Annotated in this window: 17 protein-coding genes and 1 tRNA gene; 9 read left to right on the plus strand and 9 right to left on the minus strand. The window is 68.1% G+C overall.

Features of this window, described 5'->3' with window-relative positions; genetic code table 11:
- Positions 1–167 precede the first annotated feature (167 nt).
- From rho to argS, 6 genes are all read right to left on the minus strand, one after another.
- Positions 168–2,321: a transcription termination factor Rho gene (gene rho, locus AC1DGD_RS16415; protein ID WP_476857520.1), complete on the minus strand. Its 2,154-nt coding sequence runs from the start codon at positions 2,319–2,321 to the stop codon at positions 168–170.
- Between the two features lie 319 nt (positions 2,322–2,640).
- The gene (thrB, locus tag AC1DGD_RS16420) at positions 2,641–3,627 is read right to left on the minus strand and encodes a homoserine kinase (RefSeq protein WP_476857521.1); all 987 of its coding nucleotides are present in this window, start codon (positions 3,625–3,627) and stop codon (positions 2,641–2,643) included.
- Between the two features lie 2 nt (positions 3,628–3,629).
- Positions 3,630–4,736: a threonine synthase gene (gene thrC / locus AC1DGD_RS16425; protein WP_028276075.1), complete on the minus strand. Its 1,107-nt coding sequence runs from the start codon at positions 4,734–4,736 to the stop codon at positions 3,630–3,632.
- Positions 4,737–6,053 carry a homoserine dehydrogenase gene (locus AC1DGD_RS16430; protein ID WP_476857522.1) on the minus strand — a complete coding sequence of 439 codons (1,317 nt, stop codon included), beginning with the start codon at positions 6,051–6,053 and terminating at the stop codon, positions 4,737–4,739.
- Positions 6,054–7,532, minus strand: a complete 1,479-nt coding sequence (gene lysA / locus AC1DGD_RS16435) for a diaminopimelate decarboxylase (protein WP_476857523.1) — start codon at positions 7,530–7,532, stop codon at positions 6,054–6,056.
- Between the two features lie 5 nt (positions 7,533–7,537).
- Positions 7,538–9,202: an arginine--tRNA ligase gene (gene argS / locus AC1DGD_RS16440; protein WP_476857524.1), complete on the minus strand. Its 1,665-nt coding sequence runs from the start codon at positions 9,200–9,202 to the stop codon at positions 7,538–7,540.
- A gap of 196 nt (positions 9,203–9,398) precedes the next feature.
- Here argS and AC1DGD_RS16445 point away from each other — a divergent pair, with 196 nt between their 5' ends.
- The 6 genes from AC1DGD_RS16445 to AC1DGD_RS16470 all read left to right on the plus strand — a co-directional run bounded on the left by AC1DGD_RS16445 (position 9,399) and on the right by AC1DGD_RS16470 (position 14,172).
- The gene (locus AC1DGD_RS16445; protein ID WP_476848838.1) at positions 9,399–9,836 is read left to right on the plus strand and encodes an FMN-binding protein; all 438 of its coding nucleotides are present in this window, start codon (positions 9,399–9,401) and stop codon (positions 9,834–9,836) included.
- Positions 9,837–9,859: 23 nt separating this feature from the next.
- Positions 9,860–10,732, plus strand: coding sequence for an FAD:protein FMN transferase (locus AC1DGD_RS16450; RefSeq protein ID WP_476857525.1), 873 nt, complete (start codon positions 9,860–9,862; stop codon positions 10,730–10,732).
- Positions 10,729–12,312 carry an FAD-dependent oxidoreductase gene (locus tag AC1DGD_RS16455; protein ID WP_476857526.1) on the plus strand — a complete coding sequence of 528 codons (1,584 nt, stop codon included), beginning with the start codon at positions 10,729–10,731 and terminating at the stop codon, positions 12,310–12,312. The genes AC1DGD_RS16450 and AC1DGD_RS16455 overlap by 4 nt, the downstream gene beginning before the upstream one ends.
- 182 nt (positions 12,313–12,494) lie before the next feature.
- Positions 12,495–12,567 (plus strand) — tRNA-Arg (locus AC1DGD_RS16460).
- 190 nt (positions 12,568–12,757) lie between these two features.
- The gene (locus AC1DGD_RS16465; RefSeq protein ID WP_476857527.1) at positions 12,758–13,831 is read left to right on the plus strand and encodes a M4 family metallopeptidase; all 1,074 of its coding nucleotides are present in this window, start codon (positions 12,758–12,760) and stop codon (positions 13,829–13,831) included.
- A gap of 44 nt (positions 13,832–13,875) precedes the next feature.
- Positions 13,876–14,172, plus strand: coding sequence for a protealysin inhibitor emfourin (locus tag AC1DGD_RS16470; protein WP_230007827.1), 297 nt, complete (start codon positions 13,876–13,878; stop codon positions 14,170–14,172).
- Between the two features lie 24 nt (positions 14,173–14,196).
- Here the strand turns inward: AC1DGD_RS16470 and AC1DGD_RS16475 are convergent, their stop codons facing one another.
- On the minus strand, positions 14,197–15,162 hold the full coding sequence (locus tag AC1DGD_RS16475; RefSeq protein WP_476857528.1) for a GlxA family transcriptional regulator: 966 nt from the start codon (positions 15,160–15,162) through the stop codon (positions 14,197–14,199).
- Positions 15,163–15,254: 92 nt separating this feature from the next.
- Between AC1DGD_RS16475 and AC1DGD_RS16480 the strand changes: the two genes are divergently transcribed.
- Both AC1DGD_RS16480 and hrpA read left to right on the plus strand, forming a co-directional pair.
- Positions 15,255–15,422 carry a hypothetical protein gene (locus AC1DGD_RS16480; RefSeq protein WP_230007826.1) on the plus strand — a complete coding sequence of 56 codons (168 nt, stop codon included), beginning with the start codon at positions 15,255–15,257 and terminating at the stop codon, positions 15,420–15,422.
- A 179-nt stretch (positions 15,423–15,601) separates the two neighbouring features.
- On the plus strand, positions 15,602–19,654 hold the full coding sequence (gene hrpA, locus AC1DGD_RS16485; protein WP_476857529.1) for an ATP-dependent RNA helicase HrpA: 4,053 nt from the start codon (positions 15,602–15,604) through the stop codon (positions 19,652–19,654).
- A 72-nt stretch (positions 19,655–19,726) separates the two neighbouring features.
- On the opposite strand, the gene AC1DGD_RS16490 is transcribed toward hrpA, so the two are convergent.
- Both AC1DGD_RS16490 and AC1DGD_RS16495 read right to left on the minus strand, forming a co-directional pair.
- Complete coding sequence (locus AC1DGD_RS16490) at positions 19,727–20,155, minus strand: HIT family protein (RefSeq protein WP_476857530.1); 429 nt, start codon at positions 20,153–20,155, stop codon at positions 19,727–19,729.
- Entirely contained in the window at positions 20,152–21,336 is a 1,185-nt protein-coding gene (locus tag AC1DGD_RS16495; RefSeq protein WP_476857531.1) for an NAD(P)-dependent alcohol dehydrogenase, read from the minus strand. The genes AC1DGD_RS16490 and AC1DGD_RS16495 overlap by 4 nt, the downstream gene beginning before the upstream one ends.
- Positions 21,337–21,629: 293 nt before the next feature.
- Between AC1DGD_RS16495 and AC1DGD_RS16500 the strand changes: the two genes are divergently transcribed.
- On the plus strand, positions 21,630–22,426 hold a 797-nt coding region (locus AC1DGD_RS16500; RefSeq protein WP_476857532.1), incomplete at its 3' end, for a 13E12 repeat family protein.

A 22,426-nucleotide genomic window follows, 5' to 3' on the forward strand; every position in this document is an offset into this window, starting at 1 on the left:
TATGCCGGCCAGGGAGTGCAGTCGATGACTCCCAACCCTCGCAAGCTCGGGTTGGGGCCCTCGTCATCTCCCTTGCGGGCCTGCCGGAGCCGGGTGGCTAACGATCGCAGATCGTTGGCCACCCGGCGGAGGGGCGGGGCCGGCATATTTTGAGCGGCGAAAGCCAGCTACTTGTCGTTATCGGACTTCGCACCAAGCGTCGTCTTCTGCACCTGCATGAGGAACTCGACGTTGCTCTGGGTCTCCCGGATCTTGTTGGTCAGCAGCTCAAGGCTCTGCTGCGTTTCGAGTCCGGACAGGACGCGGCGCAGCTTCCACATGATCTTGACTTCCTCGGGGGAAAGCAGGTTTTCCTCACGGCGGGTACCGGACGCGTTGACGTCCACGGCCGGGAAGATGCGCTTGTCCGCGAGCTGGCGGGACAGGCGCAGTTCCATGTTGCCGGTGCCCTTGAACTCTTCGAAGATGACCTCGTCCATCTTGGAACCGGTCTCGACGAGCGCGGTGGCCAGGATGGTCAGCGAGCCGCCGTTTTCGATGTTGCGGGCTGCACCGAAGAAGCGCTTCGGCGGGTACAGCGCTGCGGAGTCCACACCACCGGACAGGATGCGGCCGGAGGCCGGTGCTGCCAGGTTGTAGGCACGGCCCAGGCGGGTCATGGAGTCCAGGAGCACCACAACGTCCATGCCCATTTCCACGAGGCGCTTGGCGCGCTCGATGGAAAGCTCGGCCACGGTGGTGTGGTCGTCGGCGGGACGGTCGAAGGTGGAGGCAATGACCTCACCCTTGACGGTGCGCTGCATGTCCGTGACTTCTTCGGGACGTTCGTCAACGAGCACCATCATGAGGTGGACCTCAGGATTGTTGGTGGTGATGGCGTTGGCGATGGACTGCAGGATGAGCGTCTTGCCGGCCTTCGGCGGCGAAACGATCAGACCGCGCTGGCCCTTGCCGATCGGGGCAACGAGGTCGATGACGCGCGGGCCGATCTTCTTCGGGTCCGTCTCGAGACGCAGGCGTTCGGAGGGGTAGAGCGGGACGAGCTTCGCGAATTCGACGCGGTCCTTGAGCTCTTCCGGCGTCTTGCCGTTCACCGAGGTGACGCGGACCAGGGCGTTGAACTTCTGGCGGGCGGACTGCTGCTGATTCCCCTGCTGGGCTTCGCCTTCGCGGGGTGCACGGATGGCGCCGACGACGGCGTCGCCCTTGCGCAGGTTGTACTTCTTGACCTGGGCGAGGGAGACGTAGACGTCGTTCGGGCCCGGCAGGTAACCGGAGGTGCGGATGAACGCGTAGTTCTCGAGCACGTCGAGGATACCGGCGACCGGCAGCAGGACATCGTCCTCGGTGACCTCAACGTCGTCGACGTCGGGTCCCTGCTGACGCCCGCGGCGGCGGTCGTTGCGGTCGCGGAAGCGGTCGTTGCGCGAGGAGTTGTCGCGGCTGTCCTGCTGGCCCTGGCGGTCACCGCGGTCGTTGCGGTCACGACGGTTGCGGCGGTTCCGGCGGCTTCCGCCGTCAGAATCATCGCTGTCGCGGGTGTTTTCGCGGGTGCTCTCGCGGGTGCCGGCCGAGTCGTCGCGGCCGCCACGGGTGCGGGTGTCACGGCGCTGGCCGTCTTCGCTGCCGGGCTCGCGCTGTTCAGTGCGCTGTTCGCGCTGTTCAGTGCGCTGTTCGCGCTGTTCAGTGCGCTGTTCGCGCTGTTCAATGGCGGGCTGTTCGGCCTGGGCCTCGACGGCGGTCTGGCCGGCCTCGGTGGCCTGGGCTGCGGCTTCGCCGCGGCGGCGGTTGCGGGTGCGCGGCTGCCTCGTGCGGTCGCTGCCTTCGGTCCCGGAAACGGCAGAACCGGATTCGGCAGTGGCGGAGGCGCCGGAGTCGGTGGAAACCGCGGGGGCTTCAGCCGGGGCGGCGGCGGGTGCCTCAACGACGGGCGCCGTGACGACTCCGTCGCTGCCTGCGCGGCGGCTGCGGCCACGGCGGGCGCGGGGGCTTTCCTGGGCGGGGGCGTCATCGGCGGCGGGCGCTGTTGCGGGCGCAGCTGCCGGGGCCGCTGCGTGGGACACAGTGCCGTTGTCGCTCGCCTTTTCGGCAGCGCGGGCCGGAGCCTTGCTTACCGGGGTGCCTGCGCGGTGGGCGGAAATGGCCGTGACCAGATCACCCTTGCGCATGCGGGAACCGCCGGAAATGCCCAGCTGGCTGGCGAGGGCCTGGAGCTGGGCGAGCTTAAGGCCTGCAAGGCCGCTGCTCTTGGCGGGTGCTGCCGTTGATTCGGCAGCAGAAGATGTATCCACAGCCGGAGACAGCTCAGTGGTTTCGGTCACGAAGGATCCTTCCCCCTCGACGGCGTCCAGGCTAAGAGCTGGACGCGGTGATTTGATCTGGGCTGCAGTTCAGATCTGCAGCCGGGATTTCGGCCTTGCCGGATGTATATCGGCCAGCAGGGCCGGATATTGCTTCACCATGCACGATCCGAGAAATGAGGAACGGCGGGCTGAGTTTCAGGGGGCAGATCAATTCTGCTGATTCCTGCGTCAGACCGAAAGCAGGTGGCACCGGAAAATATTGCGCAGTGAAAGATGAAAGAGGCTACGTGGCCAACATCGCGGTCTTACAACGGTTAAAAATTTACCGCCTGCGTATTTACCGCCGGTGCACTTCCACTTTAGCACCTTCAACGTCCACGGCCAGCTTCATCACGCGCCAGCCCACTTCCGGCGTGTTGCCCGCGGTGTGGGCGCCGATGAAGTCCACAACCTCACGGGCTTCCGCTTCGCCGTTGGCCAGGACCAGCACGGTGGGTCCGGCGCCGGATACGACGGCGGCGTGCCCTGCCCGGCGCAGCGCGCCGATCAGTTCCGCGCTGGGCCGCATGGCCTCGGCGCGGTAGCTCTGGTGCAGGTAGTCCTCGGTGCCGGGCAGCAGGAATTCCGGGTTCGTGGTCAGGGCATGGATCAGCAGGGCGGCGCGGCCGGAGTTCATGGCCGCGGCATGGTGGCCCACCGAGGCGGGCAAAAGGGCCCGGGCGGCCTCAGTGGAGAGCTCGTAGTCGGGCACAGCGACCACGGGGATCACCGAGGCCGCCACGGACGCGCACGTGCTGCTGTACTGGTCACTGTCCTGCCATGACAGCGCCAGTCCGCCGAAAATGGCGGGTGCAACGTTGTCCGGGTGGCCTTCCATTTCGCTTGTGAGCTGCAGGATCCAGTCGCGGCCACGCCGGGAGGCCTCCGGAACCAGGGCATTGGCGGCGCTGACGGCCGCCACCACGGCCGAGGCCGATGAGCCCAGGCCCCGTCCGTGCGGGTTGACGTTGTCCGCCGTGATCCGCAGGCCTTCGTGCCGGAACCCAAGGCGGTGCAGGGCCTCGGTCAGGGCCTTGACCACGAGGTGCGTCGCATCGCGGGGCAGGGACTCGGCACCCTCGCCGCTGAGCTCGAATTCAAGTTCACCGCTGGCCAGGGTTTCCACGGTCAGCGTGTCATGCAGCGAGAGGGCCAGGCCGAGGCTGTCGTACCCGGGGCCCAGGTTGGCGCTCGTGGCCGGGACACGCACGGTGACCAGCTGGCCCGCCGGAACAGCCGGGGAGCCGGCAGCTGATTCGGCCGGGACGGTGACGGTTGTTTCCAACGTTATTTTTCTTCCAGTCCCAGTGCTGCGGCGACGGTGACGACGTCGTTGGAGACCTTGACCGGCTGCACGTCGCTGCCGTCCTCGGTGCGCAGGGCCCACTGCGGGTCCTTGAGTCCGTGACCGGTCACCGTGATCACGATCGTCTTGCCTGCCGGCACTTCCCCGGCCGCGTGCTTCTTGATCAGCCCGGCGACGCCGGCAGCGGAGCCGGGCTCCACGAAAACGCCTTCCCGGGCGGAGAGCCACCGGTGCGCGGACAGGATTTCCTCGTCCGTGACGGCCTCGATCACGCCGCCGGATTCATCCCGGGCCGCCACGGCGGTGTCCCAGGAGGCCGGGTTGCCGATCCGGATGGCGGTGGCAATGGTGTCGGGCTCGGTGATGGGGTGGCCGGCCACGAAGGGTGCCGCCCCTGCGGCCTGGAAGCCCCACATGACGGGTGTCTTGGTGGACACGGCGGGCAGCGACCCGGCGGTGGGCGACTCAAACGCCGCAGCGTATTCCTTGTAGCCCTTCCAGTACGCGCTGATGTTGCCGGCATTGCCCACCGGGAGCACGTGGAAGTCGGGGGCGTCGCCGAGCGAATCCACCACTTCGAAGGCGCCGGTCTTCTGGCCTTCGATCCGGGCCGGGTTGACGGAGTTGACCAGGAACACCGGGTAGGACTCGCCGAGCTTGCGGGCGATGTCGAGGCAGTCGTCGAAGTTGCCGTCCACCTGCAGCAGCGTGGCTCCGTGCGCGACTGCCTGGCTGAGCTTGCCCATGGAGATCTTGCCCTCCGGGACCAGCACCGCGCACTGCAGCCCGGCCGCCGTCGCGTAGGCCGCGGCGGAGGCGGAGGTGTTGCCGGTGGAGGCGCAGACCACGGCCTTGGCGCCGGCAGCCACCGCTGCCGTCATGGCCATTGTCATGCCGCGGTCCTTGAAGGAACCGGTCGGGTTCATGCCTTCGACCTTGAGGTATACGGTGCTGCCGGTCAGCTCGGAGAGGTGGCGGGCATGCACGAGCGGGGTGCCGCCCTCGCCCAGGCTGATGACCTTGGTCGCTTCCGTGACAGGAAGACGGTCGGCGTATTCGCGGATGACACCGCGCCATTGGTGAGCCACTTAGACTCCTTCTACCCGGAGTACGGATGTGACGGAATTGATGACGTCCAGGCGCCTGACGGCCTCGACGGTTGCTGCAAGTGCGGCTTCGCGTGCACGGTGTGTCACGATCCGCAGCTCGGCCGATTCCACGTTGGAGTCGGCGTCGCGGTGAATGGTCTGCCGCATGATTTCGATGGACACGCCGTGCTCCGCGAAGAGCTGCGCGATCCTGGCCAGGACACCGGGCTGGTCCGCGACGTCGAGTCCGATGTAGTAGCTGGTGACGGCCGCGTCGATGGGCAGCGATGGCACGTGCCCCGTGGTGGTTTCGGTGCGGCCGGGGCCGCCCAGGACAATGCGGCGGGCCGCGGAGACGAGGTCGCCCAGCACGGCGGACGCCGTCGGGGTGCCGCCGGCACCCTGGCCGTAGAACATGAGCTCGCCGGCATTCTCGGCTTCGATGAAGACGGCGTTGAATGCACCGCGGACAGCGGCGAGGGGGTGCTCGCGGGGCAGGAGCGTGGGGTGTACACGGACCGAGACGCCGGTTTTGCCGTCCTCGTCAACCAGTTTCTCGGCAATGGCCAGCAGCTTGATGACAAAGCCGGCTTCCTTGGCGGCGGCGATGTCCGCCGCGGTGACCGACGTGATGCCCTCGCACGAGACGTCTTCCAGGGCGAACCGCGTGTGGAAGGACAGTGAGGCGAGGATCGCGGCCTTGGCGGCGGCGTCGTAGCCTTCGATGTCGGCCGTGGGGTCGGCTTCCGCGTAGCCCAGGCGCTGGGCCTCGGCCAGCGCGTCGGCGAACTGCGCGCCGGTGGAGTCCATCTGGTCGAGGATGAAGTTGGTGGTGCCGTTGACAATCCCGAGCACCCGGGTGATCCGGTCGCCGGACAGGCTGTCGCGGATGGGCCGCAGGATGGGGATGGCGCCGGCCACGGCGGCCTCGTAGGACAGCTGCACCCCGGCCTTGTCCGCTTCCTCGTACAGTGTGGGGCCGTCCTGGGCCAGGAGCGCCTTGTTGCCGCTGACAACAGAGGCACCGTGCCGCATGGCGGTGAGGATCAGGGTCCGGGCCGGCTCAATGCCGCCCATGAGTTCAATGACGACGTCGGCGTCCTTGACGAGGACTTCGGCGTCAGTGGTGAACAGCTCCTGCGGCAGCTCGACGTCGCGCTTGGCATCGAGGTTGCGCACCGCGATGCCCTGCAGTTCCAGCCGGGCGCCGGTGCGCGCGGCGAGGGCGTCGGCGTCGTCAATGAGAATCCGCGCAACCTGGGCCCCAACGTTGCCACAGCCCAGGAGGGCCACTTTCAGGGTTCGCAATTCAGACATTCAGACTCCCATGTCGCGGTTGAGCAAATCTTCTTCGGTTTCCCCGCGGACAATGAGCCGGGCAGATCCGTCGCTGACAGCGATAACGCCCGGCCGGGCCAGATAGTTGTAGTTGCTTGACAGGGCCCAGCAGTAGGCGCCGGTCCCCGGTACAGCAAGCAGATCACCGGCTGCCACGTCCTCGGGCAGATATACATCTCTAACAACTATGTCGCCGCTCTCGCAATGTTTGCCCACCACTCGGGACAGTTGCGGCGCCGCGTCGGAGCTCCGCGAGGCGAGAATCGCCGAATAATCCGCGTCGTACAGCACCGGCCGGGGGTTGTCGCTCATCCCGCCGTCCACCGACACATAGCGGCGCGGGTGCGTAACGTCCCCGGCTCCGTTATGCCCGGCCGCGGCACCAGCATTGGCCGGGGTATCCACCCGGACGGTCTTGAGCGTGCCGACCTCATACAGCGTAAAGGTGGTGCTTCCGACGATCGCGCGGCCCGGTTCGATCGAAATCCGGGGGGCGGTTATGCCGAGGGCAGCGCATTTGGAACGGACGACGGCGGCCATCGCCTGCGCGATTTCGGCGGCCGGGCGCGGGGTGTCCACGGGGGTGTAGGCGATGCCGTAGCCGCCGCCGAGGTCAAGCTCGGGCAGCACGATGGAGTACTTCGACTGCATCGCTGCCAGGAAGTCCAGCAGCCTCTCGGCGGCGAGGGCGAAGCCGTCCGGTTCGAAGATCTGCGAGCCGATGTGGCAGTGCAGGCCCAGCAGTTCGATGCTGGCGTGCCCGGTGGCCGCGGCCACGGCTTCCTCTGCGGCGGACAGTCCGGCCTGGTCCGTGGAGTCCCCGGCCATGGACAGGCCGAATTTCTGGTCCTCGTGGGCCGTGGCGATGAATTCGTGGGTGTGGGCGTGCACTCCGGGGGTCAGCCGCAGCATCACCCTGGCGGTGTCGCCCCGGTTGGCGGCGATCGCCGCGACGCGTTCGAGCTCGTCGAGGCTGTCCACCACGATCCGTCCCAGCTGCATGTCCAGCGCCCGGTGGATTTCGCCGTCGGACTTGTTGTTCCCGTGCAGGGCGACGTCGGCGCCGGGGATGCCGGCGCGGAAGGCCACGGCGAGTTCGCCGCCGGACGCCGTGTCCAGGCGCAGCCCCTCTTCCTCGACCCAGCGGACCACGGAGGTGCACAGGAAGGACTTGCCGGCGTAGTAGACGTCCACTCCCCCGCAAATATCGGCGAAGGCGTCGTTGAAGGCGTCGCTGAACGCCCGGGCCCGGGCCCTGAAATCGGTCTCGCTCAGCACGAACAGCGGCGTGCCGTACTGGCGCTGAAGCTCACTGACCGTCAGCCCCTCGATGGTGAGCTCGCCGTCGTCGTTGCGCGCAACACCGCCCGCCCACAGCGGTTCGTGGAGGGCATTGAGGTCGGCGGGGACCTCGAGCCAGTCCGGGGCGAGCGGGGACTGTCCTGAATTCGCGGTCATGGCGGTTACATCCGTTCCGGCGCCGAGACGCCCAGCAGTTCCAGTCCGTTGGCCAGCACCTGGCTGGTGGCGTCGTTGAGCCACAGCCTGGTGCGGTTGGTGTCGGTGATGGGCTCCTCGCCCTGCGGCGCCACGCGGCAGGCGTCATACCAGCGGTGGTAGGCGCCGGCGATCACTTCGAGGTGGCGGGCCACGCGGTGCGGCTCGCGCAGCTCAGCGGCCTTGGCCACGATCGAGGGATAGCTGCCCAGGTGCGAGAGCAGCTCGTTTTCGGTTGGGTGGTCCAGTAGGGCGGCGTTGAAGCTGTCTATGCCGTCCACGCGGCGCTCCACGCCGGCGGCCACGGCGTTGCGGGCGGCGCCGCGGGAGCGGGCGTGGGCGTACTGCACGTAGAACACCGGGTTTTCGTTGCTGTGCTTCTTCAGCAGCTCCGGGTCCAGCGTCAGCGGCGAATCGGCGGGGAACCGGGCCAGCGAGTACCGGACGGCGTCCTTGCCGAGCCAGGAAATGAGGTCCTTGAGCTCGATGATGTTGCCGGCGCGCTTGGACAGTTTGGCACCGTTGACGGAGACCAGCTGGCCGATCAGGACCTCGATGTTGATCTCGGGGTCGTCCCCGGCGGCTGCCGCGATGGCCTTGAGCCGGTTGATGTAGCCGTGGTGGTCGGCGCCGAGGAGGTAGATCTTCTCGGTGTAGCCGCGGTCCTTCTTGGACAGATAATAGGCGGCGTCGGCGGCGAAGTACGTGGGCTCACCGTTTGCGCGGACCATCACGCGGTCCTTGTCATCGCCGAAGTCGGTGGTGCGCAACCAGACCGCGCCGCCGTCGTCGAACACGTGGCCCTGTTCGCGCAGGCGGGCGACGGCGTCCTCGATCGCGCCGGCGTCGTGGAGCTCCTGCTCGGAGAAGTAGACATCGAAGTCGACGCCAAACTCGGCCAGCGTCTGCTTGATGTCATGCATTTGCGCCTTGTAGGCGGCGCCCCGGATCACCGGCAGGGCCGCCACTTCGGTGAGTTCGCGGATGTCCGGGTGCTCGGTGAGCACCTCGTGGCCGAGGTCCGCGATGTACTGGCCCGGGTAGCCGCCCTGGGGCACGTCCAGGCCGTGCAGCCTCGCGAACACGGAGTTCGCGAACACGTTCATCTGGGAACCGGCGTCGTTGATGTAGTACTCGGCAGTGACGTCGGCACCGGAGGCCCGGAGGACGCGGGCGATCGCGTCGCCGAGGGCGGCCCAGCGGGTGTGGCCGATGTGCAGCGGGCCGGTGGGGTTGGCCGAGACAAACTCCATGTTGACCACGTGCCCGGCGAGCGCGGTGTTGGTGCCGTAGGCCGCACCGGCCTCGACGATCGCCTTGGCGAGGGCACCGGCGGCAGCGGCGTCCACCGTGATGTTCAGGAAGCCGGGGCCGGCAATGTCCACCGCGGACACGCCGTCGATCGTTTTGAGCCGGGCGCTCAGGACGGACGCGAACTCCCGCGGGTTGATGCCCGCCGTTTTGGCCAGCTGGAGGGCGACGTTGGTGGCCCAGTCCCCGTGGTCCCTGTTCTTGGGGCGCTCCACGCGCACCTCATCCGGGATGTCGGCCGCGGAGAGGGCTATGTCACCGGCGGCGACGGCGTCCTTCAGGCAGGCGGATATGGCGAGGGAGAGTTCTTCTGGGGTCACACTTCTAGCCTACCGGTGGGCCCGGAGTGCGGCGGAATCTGGCGCCCGGCATGACGGCGGGGCCGGTTACGGGAATACCCAAGGTCATCAAGGCCTCGCGCCCAGGGTGAACCGTTACCCTGAATTCAACGTCTGCAACCGTGTCAGTGCCTCCACATTGTTCGCTGTCCGATCCCCGCAAAGAATCGAGTCCCGCATGAATACCGCCTTCCGCAAAAGCGTCCTCGTCGGCATTGCCGGCCTCTCCGTGGCCGGAACTGCGGCTGGCTGCGCCCCTTCTGCGCAGGCCCCGGCCGCAGAGGCCGCGCCGCCCGCAGCTTCCGGGACCGCCGGTACCGGTTCCTACAAGGACGGCACGTACAGCGCCGACGGAAACTACACCTCCCCCAACGGCACTGAGACCGTGGGCGTGGAGCTGACGCTGGCCGGCGGTGCCGTGTCCGACGTGAAGATCACGCAGCACCCCTCGAATCCGAACACCCGAAAGTTCCAGGGCGAGTTCGCCGGCGGCATCCAGTCCCAGGTTGTTGGCAAGAAGCTCGACGAGATCAAGGTTTCCAAAGTGGCCGGATCCTCGCTGACCAGCGGCGGCTTCAACCAGGCCGTGGCGAAGATCAAGTCACAGGCCCAATAGCGCAACAAGGGAACAGAGGAATCGTGGCGCATCCGGGCTGGACGCACTTCAGCTTTGACGGGATCGGGACCCGCTGGGAGATTTCCACCCCGTCCCGGCTCTCCGGCGAGCTCCGCCGCGGCCTGCTCGCCACGGTGGCGGAGTACGACGCCGCGTGGTCCCGGTTCCGCCCCGATGCGCTCATTGCCGACGCAGCCCGGACGCCTGGCCGCATTGAGCTGCCCGCCGAAGGGGCCGCCCTGGGCGAGCTGTACGGCACCCTGTACCGGCTCACCGGGGGTGCGATGACCCCGCTCATCGGCGGGAGCCTGGAGCGCCTGGGCTACGACGCCACCTACACCCTGCGCCCGGGCGGTGCGCCGCTTCCCGCGCCCCGGTGGGAGGATGCGCTGGACTGGCAGGGCACCGCGCTGACCACCACGGTTCCGGTGGTGATCGACGTCGGCGCGGCCGGAAAGGGCCAGCTGGCCGATCTGCTCTCCGCCCAGCTCCGGGACGGCGGCTGCGCCGGGCATTTCATCGATGCCAGCGGGGACCTGCTGAATCCGGGGCCGGATCCGGTGGCGGTTGCCCTCGAGCACCCCTACGATCCCACCCGGGCAATCGGCACCGTCCAGCTGGGGGCCGGTGCCCTGTGCGCTTCCGCCGCCAACCGGCGCGCCTGGGGCGACGGGTTCCATCATGTCCTGGACGGCACCACGGGAGCGCCGGTGCGTACCGTTGTCGCCAGCTGGGCCATGGCCGGGACCGCGATGGTGGCGGATGCGCTGGCCACTGCGTTGTTCTTTGTCGACGGTCCGCGGCTGGAGCAGGAGTTCGATTGCGCCTGGCTCACGGTTTATGCGGACGGGCACGCGGAATATTCAGCCGACTTCGAAGGGGCCCTGTTCTCATGACTGCCATCACCACCGCAGCCCTCGGCTCGAGGCTGGACACCGCCTTGGGCCGGCTCACGATGTACCGGCTGGTGCTGTGGGTCCTGGCCGTCCTGGCCGGCTACAGCCTGCTGCTCAATGTGCTGGGCTGGCTGACGTTCGGGCTGCCGGAAATGCTGGCCCACCTTGCCCTGTGCCTTGGCCTGACGTACGCCTCCAGTCAGGGGCTGGCCGCACTGTTCCATGTGCGGCCGCACACGGAATCCTCACTCATCACCGGCCTGCTGCTGTACTTCCTTTTCTGGCCGAGCGAGCTGACCCAGGGCCTCCAGCTGGCGGAGATCGCCGGCGCCGCCCTGGCCTGCGTACTGGCCTCGGCCTCGAAGTATGCGCTGGCCTGGCGCGGCCGGCACATCTTCAATCCGGCCGCGGCGGGCGCGTTCCTGGCCGGGCTGACCGGGCTCAACATTGCCACCTGGTGGGCCGCGACGCCGGCCATGCTCTGGCTGGTGCTGCCAGGGGTGCTGCTGGTGCTCTACCGGACCCGGAAGTTCGCCATGGCCGCCGTCTTCACCGTGGTTGCCGTGTCCATCGTGGCCGCCGATCTGCTCCAGGCCGGGATGAATCTCCCCGAGGCCCTGTGGCAGACGCTCGCGCAGCGGCCTGTGCTGTTCTTCGTCGGGTTCATGCTCACCGAGCCGCTCACCCTGCCCCCGCGGCGCTGGCAGCAGCTGGCGCTGGCCGCCGTCGTCGGGGCACTGTTTGCCGTCCCCTACAACCTGGGGTTTGTGGCCAACTCCCCCGAGCTGGCGCTGCTCGCGGGCAACGCGCTTGCCTTCGCCGTCGGACAGCGGGGCGGGGTCCGGCTGGCGTTCGTCGCGAGCCGTCCGCTGACGCCCACGACGACGGAATTCAGCTTCCGCCCGGAACGTCCGGTGCGCTTCGCTCCCGGACAGGCCCTGGAGCTCCACCTGCCCCCGGACACGGCCGGCGACGCTCGCGCCGCCAGGGGCGATGGGAAGGGTGACGGCAAGGGAATCCGGCGCGTGTTCAGCCTGACCAGCGCCCCCGGAGCCTCCCTGCTGACGATCGGGGTGGGGACGGCCGAACCGGTGTCCTCAGCCAAGCGCTCGCTGCTGTCCCTGGCACCCGGCGCCGGGCTCACCGCCACCACGGTGAGCGGCGACTTCGTCCTGCCCCGGGACCCGGCCACCCCCGTGCTGCTCGTCGCGGCCGGAATCGGGATCACCCCGTATGTGGCCCAGCTGGCCGGGGCGTCGGCCGGAAACCCGGCCGGGGACCGCGACGTTGTCCTGCTGTACCTGGCCAAGAGTGCCGCCGAACTGGGCTACGCCGAGGAGCTCCAGCGCTCGGGGGCGCGCATCGTGGCCCGGCTGGCCGACGGTTCGGCGCCGCCGGCCAACATGGAGGACGCAGGCGCCGGAAGGATTGACGCGGCGGCCCTCAAGGACCTGGTGCCGGACATCGGCGGCCGGGAAGTCTTCATCTCCGGCTCGCCCGCCAGCGTGCGTTCGCTGCGGGCCGCGGCCCGTGGCGCGGGCGCCCGCCGGGTCCATGTGGATACGTTCACCGGCTACTGACGCCGCTGCTGAGCGGACCGGCCAAACCGCGGGATCGGCCAAGCTGCGGACCCCGCACATAGGCCGCGTTGGACCGCCACTTGACTCCACAAATGAGCGACCGTTTTCCATGGTTTTCCGTTGGAGGCCACCTTCCTGCTAAGCTCTAGGACGTCCCGCCGGTAACGGCAGGAACCCTGACTGCCCTCGTAGCTCAGGGGATAGAGCGTCTGCCTCCGGAGCAGAAGGTCGTTGGTTCGATTCCAATCGAGGGCACAAAATACCGGCATCGCCGGCAAACCCCGCTGTTTCATTGAAACGGCGGGGTTTTTTGTGCCCTGAATCCCGCCAAAAGACCGCGGAAATCCAGCGGCTTTGCCCCTGCCGATTGTCGGTGCTCCCTCGTAGGCTGTTTTCATCGGTGGCGGGCTACCCTGCCGGCTCCGAAGCATGAAGGGGGTCTCAAATGTTCTTCTCAACTGTGTACTGTTCCATCGTTCCGCCCTATTTGCTCCGCAGGCTGGCCGCACAGCAAAAGCCGGAGCTCTCCAGGGCCGCCCACGGGGCAAAGCAGGCCCTGCAACACGTCCCGGGGTTCCAGGCCTCCCGCGCAGTGCCCGGGCCCGGCAGCCGTCCGGGCCTGCGGGAACTCAAGCCGTCCCCGCCGGAACGGACGGTCTACGACGCCAAGTCCACCGAGAAGCTGCCCGGAAGCGTGGTCCGCAAAGAAGGCGAACCGCCCACCGGCGATCCCGCCGCCGACGAGGCCTATGACGGACTGGGGCACACCCACCGCCTCTACGCCGAGGCCTTCGGACGCAATTCGATCGACGGCAAAGGCCTGCACCTCGATGCCACGGTCCACTACGGCCGCCTGTACGACAACGCTTTCTGGGACGGCCAGCAAATGGTCTTCGGCGACGGTGACGGCCAGGTCTTCGGGCGGTTCACGAAATCCCTGAGCGTCATTGGCCACGAGCTCACCCACGGCGTGACCCAGTACTCGGCCGGGCTGGTCTACCGCAACCAGGCCGGCGCCCTGAACGAATCGATGTCCGATGTCTTCGGGGCCCTCGTTGAGCAGTATGTGCGGAAGCAGTCGACGGCGGAGGCCAGCTGGCTGATCGGCGAAGGTCTCTTCACCGACCAGGTGCAGGGGGCCGCCTTGCGTTCCATGAAGGCTCCGGGAACGGCATACGACGACGACGTGCTCGGCAAGGACCCGCAGCCGGACTCGATGGACGGCTACGTGCGCACAGGCGCGGACAACGGCGGCGTGCACATCAACTCCGGCATCCCCAACCGCGCGTTCTGCCTGGTGGCCACCGCCCTCGGCGGCAATGCCTGGGACGCACCGGCACAGATCTGGTACGAGACCCTGACGGGCGGCAAGCTGTCCCCCACCGCCACGTTCGGTGCCTTCGCCAAGGCCACAGCCGCCTCTGCCAAGGAGCTTTTCGGCGAGGATTCCAAGGAACATGACGCCGTGCGCTCCGCGTGGGAAACTGTGAAGGTCAAGCTCCCGGGAGCCCGACGATAAGCCCAGGCCCCTGCAGATCCGAGTCCGATGAAGGTCCGAGTCCGATGAAGATAACTGTCCAGCGCAGTGGCGGCGTGGCCGGAATGAAAAGGACGTGGACCGTCCGGCCCGAGCCGCCCGAGGACACCGACCGGTGGCAGCCGCTGATTGAGGCCTGCCCCTGGGACGACGTCGCCGGGACCAGCGGGACATCCGGCCAGCCGGACCGGTTCATGTACAGCATCCGGGCCGATCAACGGCGGGCGGTCCTGCCCGAGCGTGAACTGACGGGCCCGTGGCGCGACCTCGTCGAATGCGCACGGGCCGCGGCCGAGGAATCGGCGCCGCCGGGCTTTGCCTAGACGCTCCTGCCGGGCCGGGGCCCGCTACGCCGTGGCCAGGTGCCCGCGGAAAGTGCGCCGGTAGGACTGCGGGCTGGTGTCCAGCGCCTTCGTAAAGTGGTGCCGCAACAGGACCGAATGTCCGAAGCCGGATTCCCTCGCGATTTCGTCGATATTGAGCTCCGTGGTTTCCAGCAGCTCCTGGGCACGGAGCACCCGTTGGGAATTGAGCCAGGCCGCCGGGGTGGCCCCCGTTTCCGCACGGAAGCGCCGCGCAAATGTCCGCGGCGACATATGGACCCTGGCCGCCAGCTCGTTGACCGCGTGTTCCTCGTCCAGGTGCCGGACCATCCACTGCAGCAGCTGCTCCATGGGTTCCGAGCCGCACTGCGGAATGGGCCGGTCGATGTATTGGGCCTGGCCGCCGTCCCGGTGCGGCGGGACCACCATGTCCCGGGCGATGGCGGCGGCCACCTTGGCGCCGAACTCCACGCGGACCAGGTGCAGGCAGGCATCGATCCCCGCGGCCGTGCCGGCACTCGTGATGATCCGGCCGTCCTCGACGTAGAGGACATTTTCATCCACCAGCACGGCCGGGTATCGGCTGGCCAGTTCCTGGGAGTAATGCCAGTGCGTGGTGCATCGGCGGCCATCGAGCAGGCCTGCCCGGGCCAGGGCAAAGGCACCGGAACAAATGGACATCACCCAGGCGCCCCGGGCATGGGCCGCCCGCAGCGCCTCCAGGACGGATTCGGGAACGTCCTCGTCCCGGCCGTACGGCGCCATCACCACCAGGTCGGCGTCGGCAGTTGTTTCCAGCCCGAGACCGACGTGCATGGACAGGCCGGACTTGAGCGGGACGTCGCCCGGCTCGGGCGCGCAGACGCGGAAATCGAACGCGGGCACGCCGTTTCCGCGGTCCGAGCGGTCGATGCCGAAGACCTCGAAAGCCGTCGCGAACTCGAAGATCGAGAAGTTGGGAACCACGATCATTGCCACTGATTTGATCATGATTTCATCCTGACAGAACAGTGGCAGAAATTATAGCTTTTTGGGCATTTCTGCCACTTCTTTTAGTTCTTGGACCGGAGAACCATAGAGGTATGGAACTCCTCGGAATCGCCGTCATCGTCCTGATCATCGCCGGCCTCGCAGCCACCATCTCCGCCCTGCGGAAGGACGGCCTCGGTCACACCCCGCCCGTCCGCTCGGAAGAGTACTGGATGGCCCGGGACCTGCCGAGCGTCAACTACACCCTGCGGAACTTCTAAGTCCGCGCACGTTTTGCCCACACGCCCATCGGGCCCGGCCCATCAAGCCGGGCCCACACTATGCGCCGGGCCTGAAGCAGCAACGGAACAGCCCGGCCGCAGCAGCCGGACCCGATAGTAGGACCGCACAGCCGCCGCCACCCCAGCGGACAGTCCACCCCAGTAGACTGTCTCCAGCCATGACATTGCATATTTCCTACCCCGCCGAGCTGCCGGTCTCCGAGCGCCGCGAAGATCTTATGGCCGCCATCGCGGCCAACCAGGTGACCATCATCGCCGGCGAGACCGGCTCGGGTAAGACCACCCAGATCCCCAAGATGTGCCTCGAGCTCGGCCTGGGCGAGAACGGGCTGATCGGCCACACCCAGCCCCGCCGTCTCGCGGCCCGCACCGTGGCCGAGCGCATCGCGGAGGAACTCGGCGTCGAAATCGGCCAGGAAGTCGGTTTCCAGGTCCGCTTCACCGGCGAGGTCAGCCGGTCCACCAAGGTCAAACTCATGACCGACGGCATCCTGCTGGCGGAGATCCAGCGCGACAGGCTGCTGCGCAAGTACAACGCCATCATCATTGACGAGGCGCACGAGCGCAGCCTCAACATCGACTTCATCCTCGGCTACCTCAAGCGCATCCTGCCGCAGCGCCCGGACCTGAAGATCATCATCACCTCGGCCACCATCGATCCGGAGCGCTTCGCCAAGCACTTCGGCAGCGACGAGGAGCCCTCCCCCATCATCGAGGTGTCGGGCCGGACCTTCCCGGTGGAAATCCGCTACCGGCCGCTTTCCCAGCCGGCCGGCGGCACCGGCGCCAGCGCCGAAGATGGAGCCGGCGAAGGTGCCGCCGCGGACGACGAACTCGAGGAGGACCGCGACCCGCTCGATGCGGTGTGCGACGCCGTCGACGAGCTCGCCCTGGAAGCCCACGGCGACATCCTGATCTTCTTCTCCGGCGAGCGCGAAATCCGCGACGCGGCGGAGGCCCTCAACGCCCGCATCCAGTCCAACCGGCGCCTCGCGGGCACCGAGGTCCTTCCCCTCTTCGCCCGGTTGAGCCTGCAGGAGCAGCACAAGGTTTTCCACCCCGGCAGCAAGCGCCGGATCGTACTTGCCACCAACGTCGCCGAAACCTCGCTGACGGTCCCCGGCATCAAGTACGTGATCGACACCGGCACGGCCCGGATCTCGCGCTACTCGCACCGGACCAAGGTCCAGCGCCTGCCGATTGAGCGCGTCTCCCAGGCTTCGGCCAACCAGCGCTCGGGCCGCTGCGGCCGCGTTTCCGACGGTATCGCGATCCGGCTGTACTCCGAGGAGGACTTCGAGTCGCGGCCGCTGTTCACGGATCCGGAGATCCTGCGCACCAACCTCGCGGCGGTCATCCTGCAGATGACCGCCATGGGCGTGGCCCGCGGACCGAAGGACGTGGAGAACTTCCCGTTCGTCGAGCCGCCGGATTCGCGCGCCATCAACGACGGCGTTAGTCTCCTGCGCGAGCTCGGCGCCCTGACCGCCGCGCGGCAGGAGCCAACGGACGACGGCGGGCAGCGCGACGGCGGGCAGCGCCGCGGTTCCGGCCATCCCGGAAGCGGGCTCACCGCCGTCGGACAGCAGCTGGCCCAGCTGCCGGTGGACCCCAGGCTCGGCCGGATGATCGTGGAGTCCGGAAAGCGGGGCTGCGTCCGGGAGGTCATGATCCTGGCCGCAGCGCTGACCATCCAGGACCCGCGCGAGCGTCCAACAGACAAGCAGCAGCTCGCCGCGGAGAAGCACGCCCGCTTCCGGGACGAGAACTCGGATTTCACCGGTTACCTGAACCTGTGGAACTACCTGCAGGAGAAGCAGCAAGAACTGTCCTCCACGGCGTTCCGCCGGCTCTGCCGCAACGAATTCATCAACTACCTGCGAGTCAGGGAGTGGCAGGACCTGTTCGCCCAGCTCCGCCAGCTGGCCCGCCCGCTGGGCATCAGCCTGGACAACAAGCGCCTTGCCGATCCGGTGGGCAACCACGACGGCATCCACATCAGCCTGCTCTCGGGGCTGCTGAGCCACGTCGGCATCCTCGACGAGCGCAAGCGCGAGTACGCCGGCGCCCGCGGCAGCCGCTTCGCGATTTTCCCGGGTTCGGCACTGTTCAAGAAGTCACCCACGTTCGTGATGGCCGCCGAGCTCGTGGAGACGAGCCGGCTCTGGGCCCGCGTCGCGGCGAAGTTCGATCCGCTCTGGGCCGAACAGGTGGCCCCCGACCTGGTCAAGCGCAGCTACAGCGAGCCGCACTGGTCCAAGAAGATGGGCGCGGTGATGGCCCACGAAAAGGTCACGCTGTACGGCGTGCCCATCATCCCGAGCCGGCGGATCAACTACGGCAAGGTGGATCCGGAGCTCTGCCGTGAGCTCTTCATCCGCCATGCCCTGGTTGAAGGCGACTGGCAGACCCACCACAAGTTCTTCCACCGCAACCGCGCGCTGCTGCACGAAGTCGAGGAACTCGAGGCCCGGATGCGGCGCCGGGACATCCTGGTGGACGACGAGACACTCTTCGAGTTCTACGACGCCCGGATCGGCGCGGAGGTCGTCTCGGAGCGGCACTTCGACAAGTGGTGGAAGGACGCACGGCAGCAGGATCCCACGCTGCTCGACTTCGACCAGTCCCTGCTGATCAGCGAGGACGCCGCGGCCCTGGACGATTCGGCCTATCCCAAGACCTTGTTGCACAAGGGCTTCGAGCTGCCGCTGAGCTACGAGTTCCACCCCGTCGCGCCCGGTTCGCCGCCAAATCCATCCGACGGCGTCACCGCCGAGGTCCCGGTGCTGTTCCTGAACCAGCTCGACGACGCCGCGTTCCGCTGGCTGATCCCCGGGCAGCGCGTGGAACTCGTCACGGCGCTCATCAAGTCGCTGCCCAAGCAGATCCGCAAGAACTTCGTTCCTGCCCCGGACGTGGCCCGCCAGGCCGTCGCGGCACTGGAAGCTGACTTCGATCCCGCCACGGACGAGCTCGAACCGTCGCTGGAACTGGTGCTGCGCCGGATCCGCGGACAGGTCATTCCGCCGGGCTCCTGGAACTGGGACGCCGTCCCGTCGCATTTGCGGGTCAGCTTCCGCGTGGTGGATTCCCGCGGCAAGTTGCTGGATGAGGGCAAGGACCTGAACGCGCTGCAGGAGCGGCTGGCCCCGGCCACCCGCCGGGCCATCGCGGAATCCCTCGGTGCCACCCCGGGCACCACGGCGCCCCAATCCAAGGGAAATGCCGCGGCGAAGGCGAAAGCCGGCGCGAACGGCAAGGATGGCGCGCGTTCATCACGGGCCGGCACGTCCCCGTCGGCCGCCCTGGCCGCTGCCGCAGCCGCGGCGCCGGGCGGGTTCACCGAAATGTCCGGGCTCAAGGACTGGACCTTTGGAACCGTCCAACGCCAGGTCCAGGGAACCGTTGGCGGGCACACCGTCACCGGCTATCCGGCCCTGGTGGATGAGGGAACGTCCGTGGCGCTGCGGCTGTTCCAGACGCCGTCGGAACAGCAGGAAGCCATGCGCGGCGGGGTCATCCGGCTCCTGGCCCTGAAAGTGCCGCCGCCGGACCGCTATGTCCTGGAGCACCTGAACAACACCGAGAAACTGACGTTCAGCCAGAACCCGCATGGTTCCGTGGCCGCGCTGATCGCCGACTGCGCCCTGGCCGCCATCGACAAACTCACGCCGGCCCCGCTGCCGTGGGACGAGGCCTCCTTCAAGGCACTCTACGAGGGCGTCCGGGCGGAGCTGATCGACACCGTCTTCACCGTCACCGCCGTCGTCGAACGCATCCTGGCCAGCACCCGCCGGATCGAAAAGCAGCTCAAGGGCACCACGAGCCTGGCCCTGATCAGCGCGCTCAACGACGTCAAGAGCCAGCTCGAGCAGCTGGTGTATCCGGGTTTCGTGGCACGCACGGGCTACGCCCAGCTCAGCCAGCTGCCCCGCTACCTCGCGGCGATCGAAAAGCGCCTCGAGAAGCTGCCGGGCAACGTGCAGCGGGACGCCCAGCACATGGCCGCGGTCCAGGCCCTGGAGGACGACTACGACGACGCCGTGTCCGCGCTGCTGCCCGGGCGGCGGGCGGGCGCGGAGTTAACCCACGTGCGCTGGATGATCGAGGAACTGCGGGTGAGCCTCTTCGCCGTCGAACTCGGGACCGCCTATTCGGTGTCCGAAAAGCGTATCCGGGCCGCCCTTAACAAAGTGCTGGCGCCGGCGTAGACCCCTGAGGGTGCTGCGCCGGCGCCAGCACTGGCGGCCGGGAATGTCCGGGCGGGCCTGTCCGGGCGGGACCTAGGCGGCCGGGACGTGCTCCGCGTGGCCGGCCGTGCGGAGGCCTTGGCGGAGCTTCTCCGCGTTGGCGTCCAGCCTGGCCGGATCCGGGTGCTGGTCCACGGAGCCGAAATCAAAGTCCGCCATTGAGTTCGATGGCCACACGTGGACGTGCATGTGGTTGATTTCGTAGCCGGCCACGATCAGCCCGGCCCGGGCGGCGTCGAACACCTCCACCTGGACCGCGCCGATCTTGCGGGCAACCTCCATGACCCGGCCGAGGACCTCGGGCGAGGCATCCGTCCAGCGGTCCACTTCCTCGGTGGGCACCACGAGGGTGTGGCCGTCGGCCAGCGGGCCCATGGTCAGGAACGCCACGACGCCGTCCTCGCGCCAGACGAAGCGGCCCGGGATCTCGCCGTTGATGATTTTGGTGAAGAGAGTGCTCATGCGTCCGCCTTTTCTGCCGGGGACCCCAGGGTACTGACGTCCAGGACAAAACGGTACTTGACGTCGCCTGCCACCATGCGGTCGTAGGCTTCGTTGAGCTGGTCTGCGCCGACCACCTCAACGTCGGACACCACGCCGTGCTCGGCGCAGAAGTCCAGCATCTCCTGCGTCTCGGCGATGCCGCCGATCAGCGAACCCGCATAGGCGATCCTGCGCCGGATCAGCGCCCCGGGGTTGACCGGCGGCATCGCTTCGGCGGGCAGGCCCAGCTGGAACAGCACACCGTCCAGGCCCAGCGTGCGGAAGTAGGGGTTGAGGTCGTGCGGTGCGGCGACGGTGTCGATAATGACGTCGATGCTGCGGTTCGCGGCTTCCATCGCGGCCGGGTCGGTGGAGAGGATGACGTCGTCGGCGCCCAGCTCGCGCGCTGCGGCGAATTTGTTCTCCGACGTCGTGAAGACCTTGACCTCGGCGCCCATGGCCTTGGCGATCTTGACGGCCATATGGCCGAGGCCGCCCAGTCCGACGACGCCGACGACGTCGCCTTCCTCGACCTCGAAGTGGTTCAGGGGCGAATATGTGGTGATGCCGGCGCACAGCAGGGGCGCCGCGGCGGCGGGGTCCAGTGCTTCCGGCACCCGCAGGACATAGTGGCGGTCCACCACGATCGACGTGGCATACCCGCCCTGGGTGATGGCGCCGTCGTTGCGGGCATCCTTCGCCCCGTAGGTTCCCACCGCGGCGTTTTCGCAATACTGCTCGAGGCCGTCCAGGCAGCTGTCGCACTCGCGGCAGGAGTCCACGATGCAGCCCACGCCCACGCGCTCACCCACCGTGAAGTCGTCGACGGCGGAACCGAGCCGGGTGACCCGGCCGACGATCTCGTGGCCCGGGATCAACGGGTAGGTGTCGCCGCCCCATTCGCCCCGGGTGGCGTGCACGTCCGAGTGGCACAGTCCGCAGAATTCAACGGCGATCTCGACGTCGTCCGCCTTCGGCGCCCGTCGGGACACGGTCAAGGGAACAAGCCCGCTGTCCGGTGAGGTGGCACCGTACGCAGCAGCGAGTGTGGGGCCGGCGTTCTGCGCGGCGCTGTCCGCGGTGGCGGATTTGGTGTCTGTGGTGTCCAAATCCGGCAACGGCTTGGCAAGGGGCGGGGGTACGGGACGTCCAGGTGTCATACGTTGACGCTACCCCCGGTCCCGGGATGTATTCCACTTTGGGGTGGCTCGCTGGCGACGGCTCGTCGCTCAGGTCGGGCACGTTGCCCAACTGGTCGTGCGTCAACGAACCGGGGGCACCCTGGGGACGCCGTACGAGCAACTGGCCGGAAGGCCGGATACTCAACTGCGTCCAAGACTTCCGCACCGACAGCCGCCATCATTCGCTAACGAATTGGCCGCCGCCGGGCAGTTGGCACCCGGGGCGGACCCCTGCGGCCATCATTGTCGAGGGTCCCTGAAACACTGGATTCATGGACGGCAATCAGGGGCCCGAAGTGGCTCCGGCAGGACACGGCGACGCCGGCTTCGGCCGCGCCGGGAGCGGCGCGGCCGCCGGACCGCTGGGTTCCGTGCGCATGGCCACGGGCAGTGCCGGGATCATTGACCGGCTCCGGGACCTGGAGGACTGGAAATCCGCCGCGTCCGCGGAACAGGCCCGGCTCGCCGTGGCCTTCGACCTGCTCCAACGCCGCGAACAAGCCCGGCTCGGCGTCCCGGCCGAGAAGCTCGGCGCCGGGATCGGCGCGCAGATCGCCCTGGCCCGGCACGAATCTCCCGCCAGGGGCGGCCGGCTCCTGGGCCTGGCCAAAGCCCTGATCACCGAGATGCCCCAACCCCGCACCCTCGCCGCCCTGGAAACCGGGCAGCTGAACGAATGGCGCGCCACCCTGCTCATCCGTGAAACCGCCTGCCTGAGCGCCGCGGACCGGGCCGCAGTCGACGCCGACCTCGCCGCCGACGCCGGGACGTTCGCCGGGGCCGGTGACCGGTCCCTGATCGCCGCGGCCCGCACCGCCGCGTACCGGCGTGACCCCCGCTCCGTCACCGAACGCGCCGCGCACGCCGCCACCGAGCGGCACGTCAGCCTCCGCCCGGCCCCCGACACCATGTGCCACCTCACCGCCCTGCTGCCCGTGACCGCCGGCGTCGCCGTCTACAAGGCCCTCACCGGGCACGCCGACACCCTCCGCGCCGCCGGGGACCCGAGGGGCCGCGGGCAGCTCATGGCCGATGCCCTGGTCGAACGCACCACCGGCACCCCCGGCGG

This window comes from Arthrobacter sp. 05T45, from assembly GCF_056395875.1.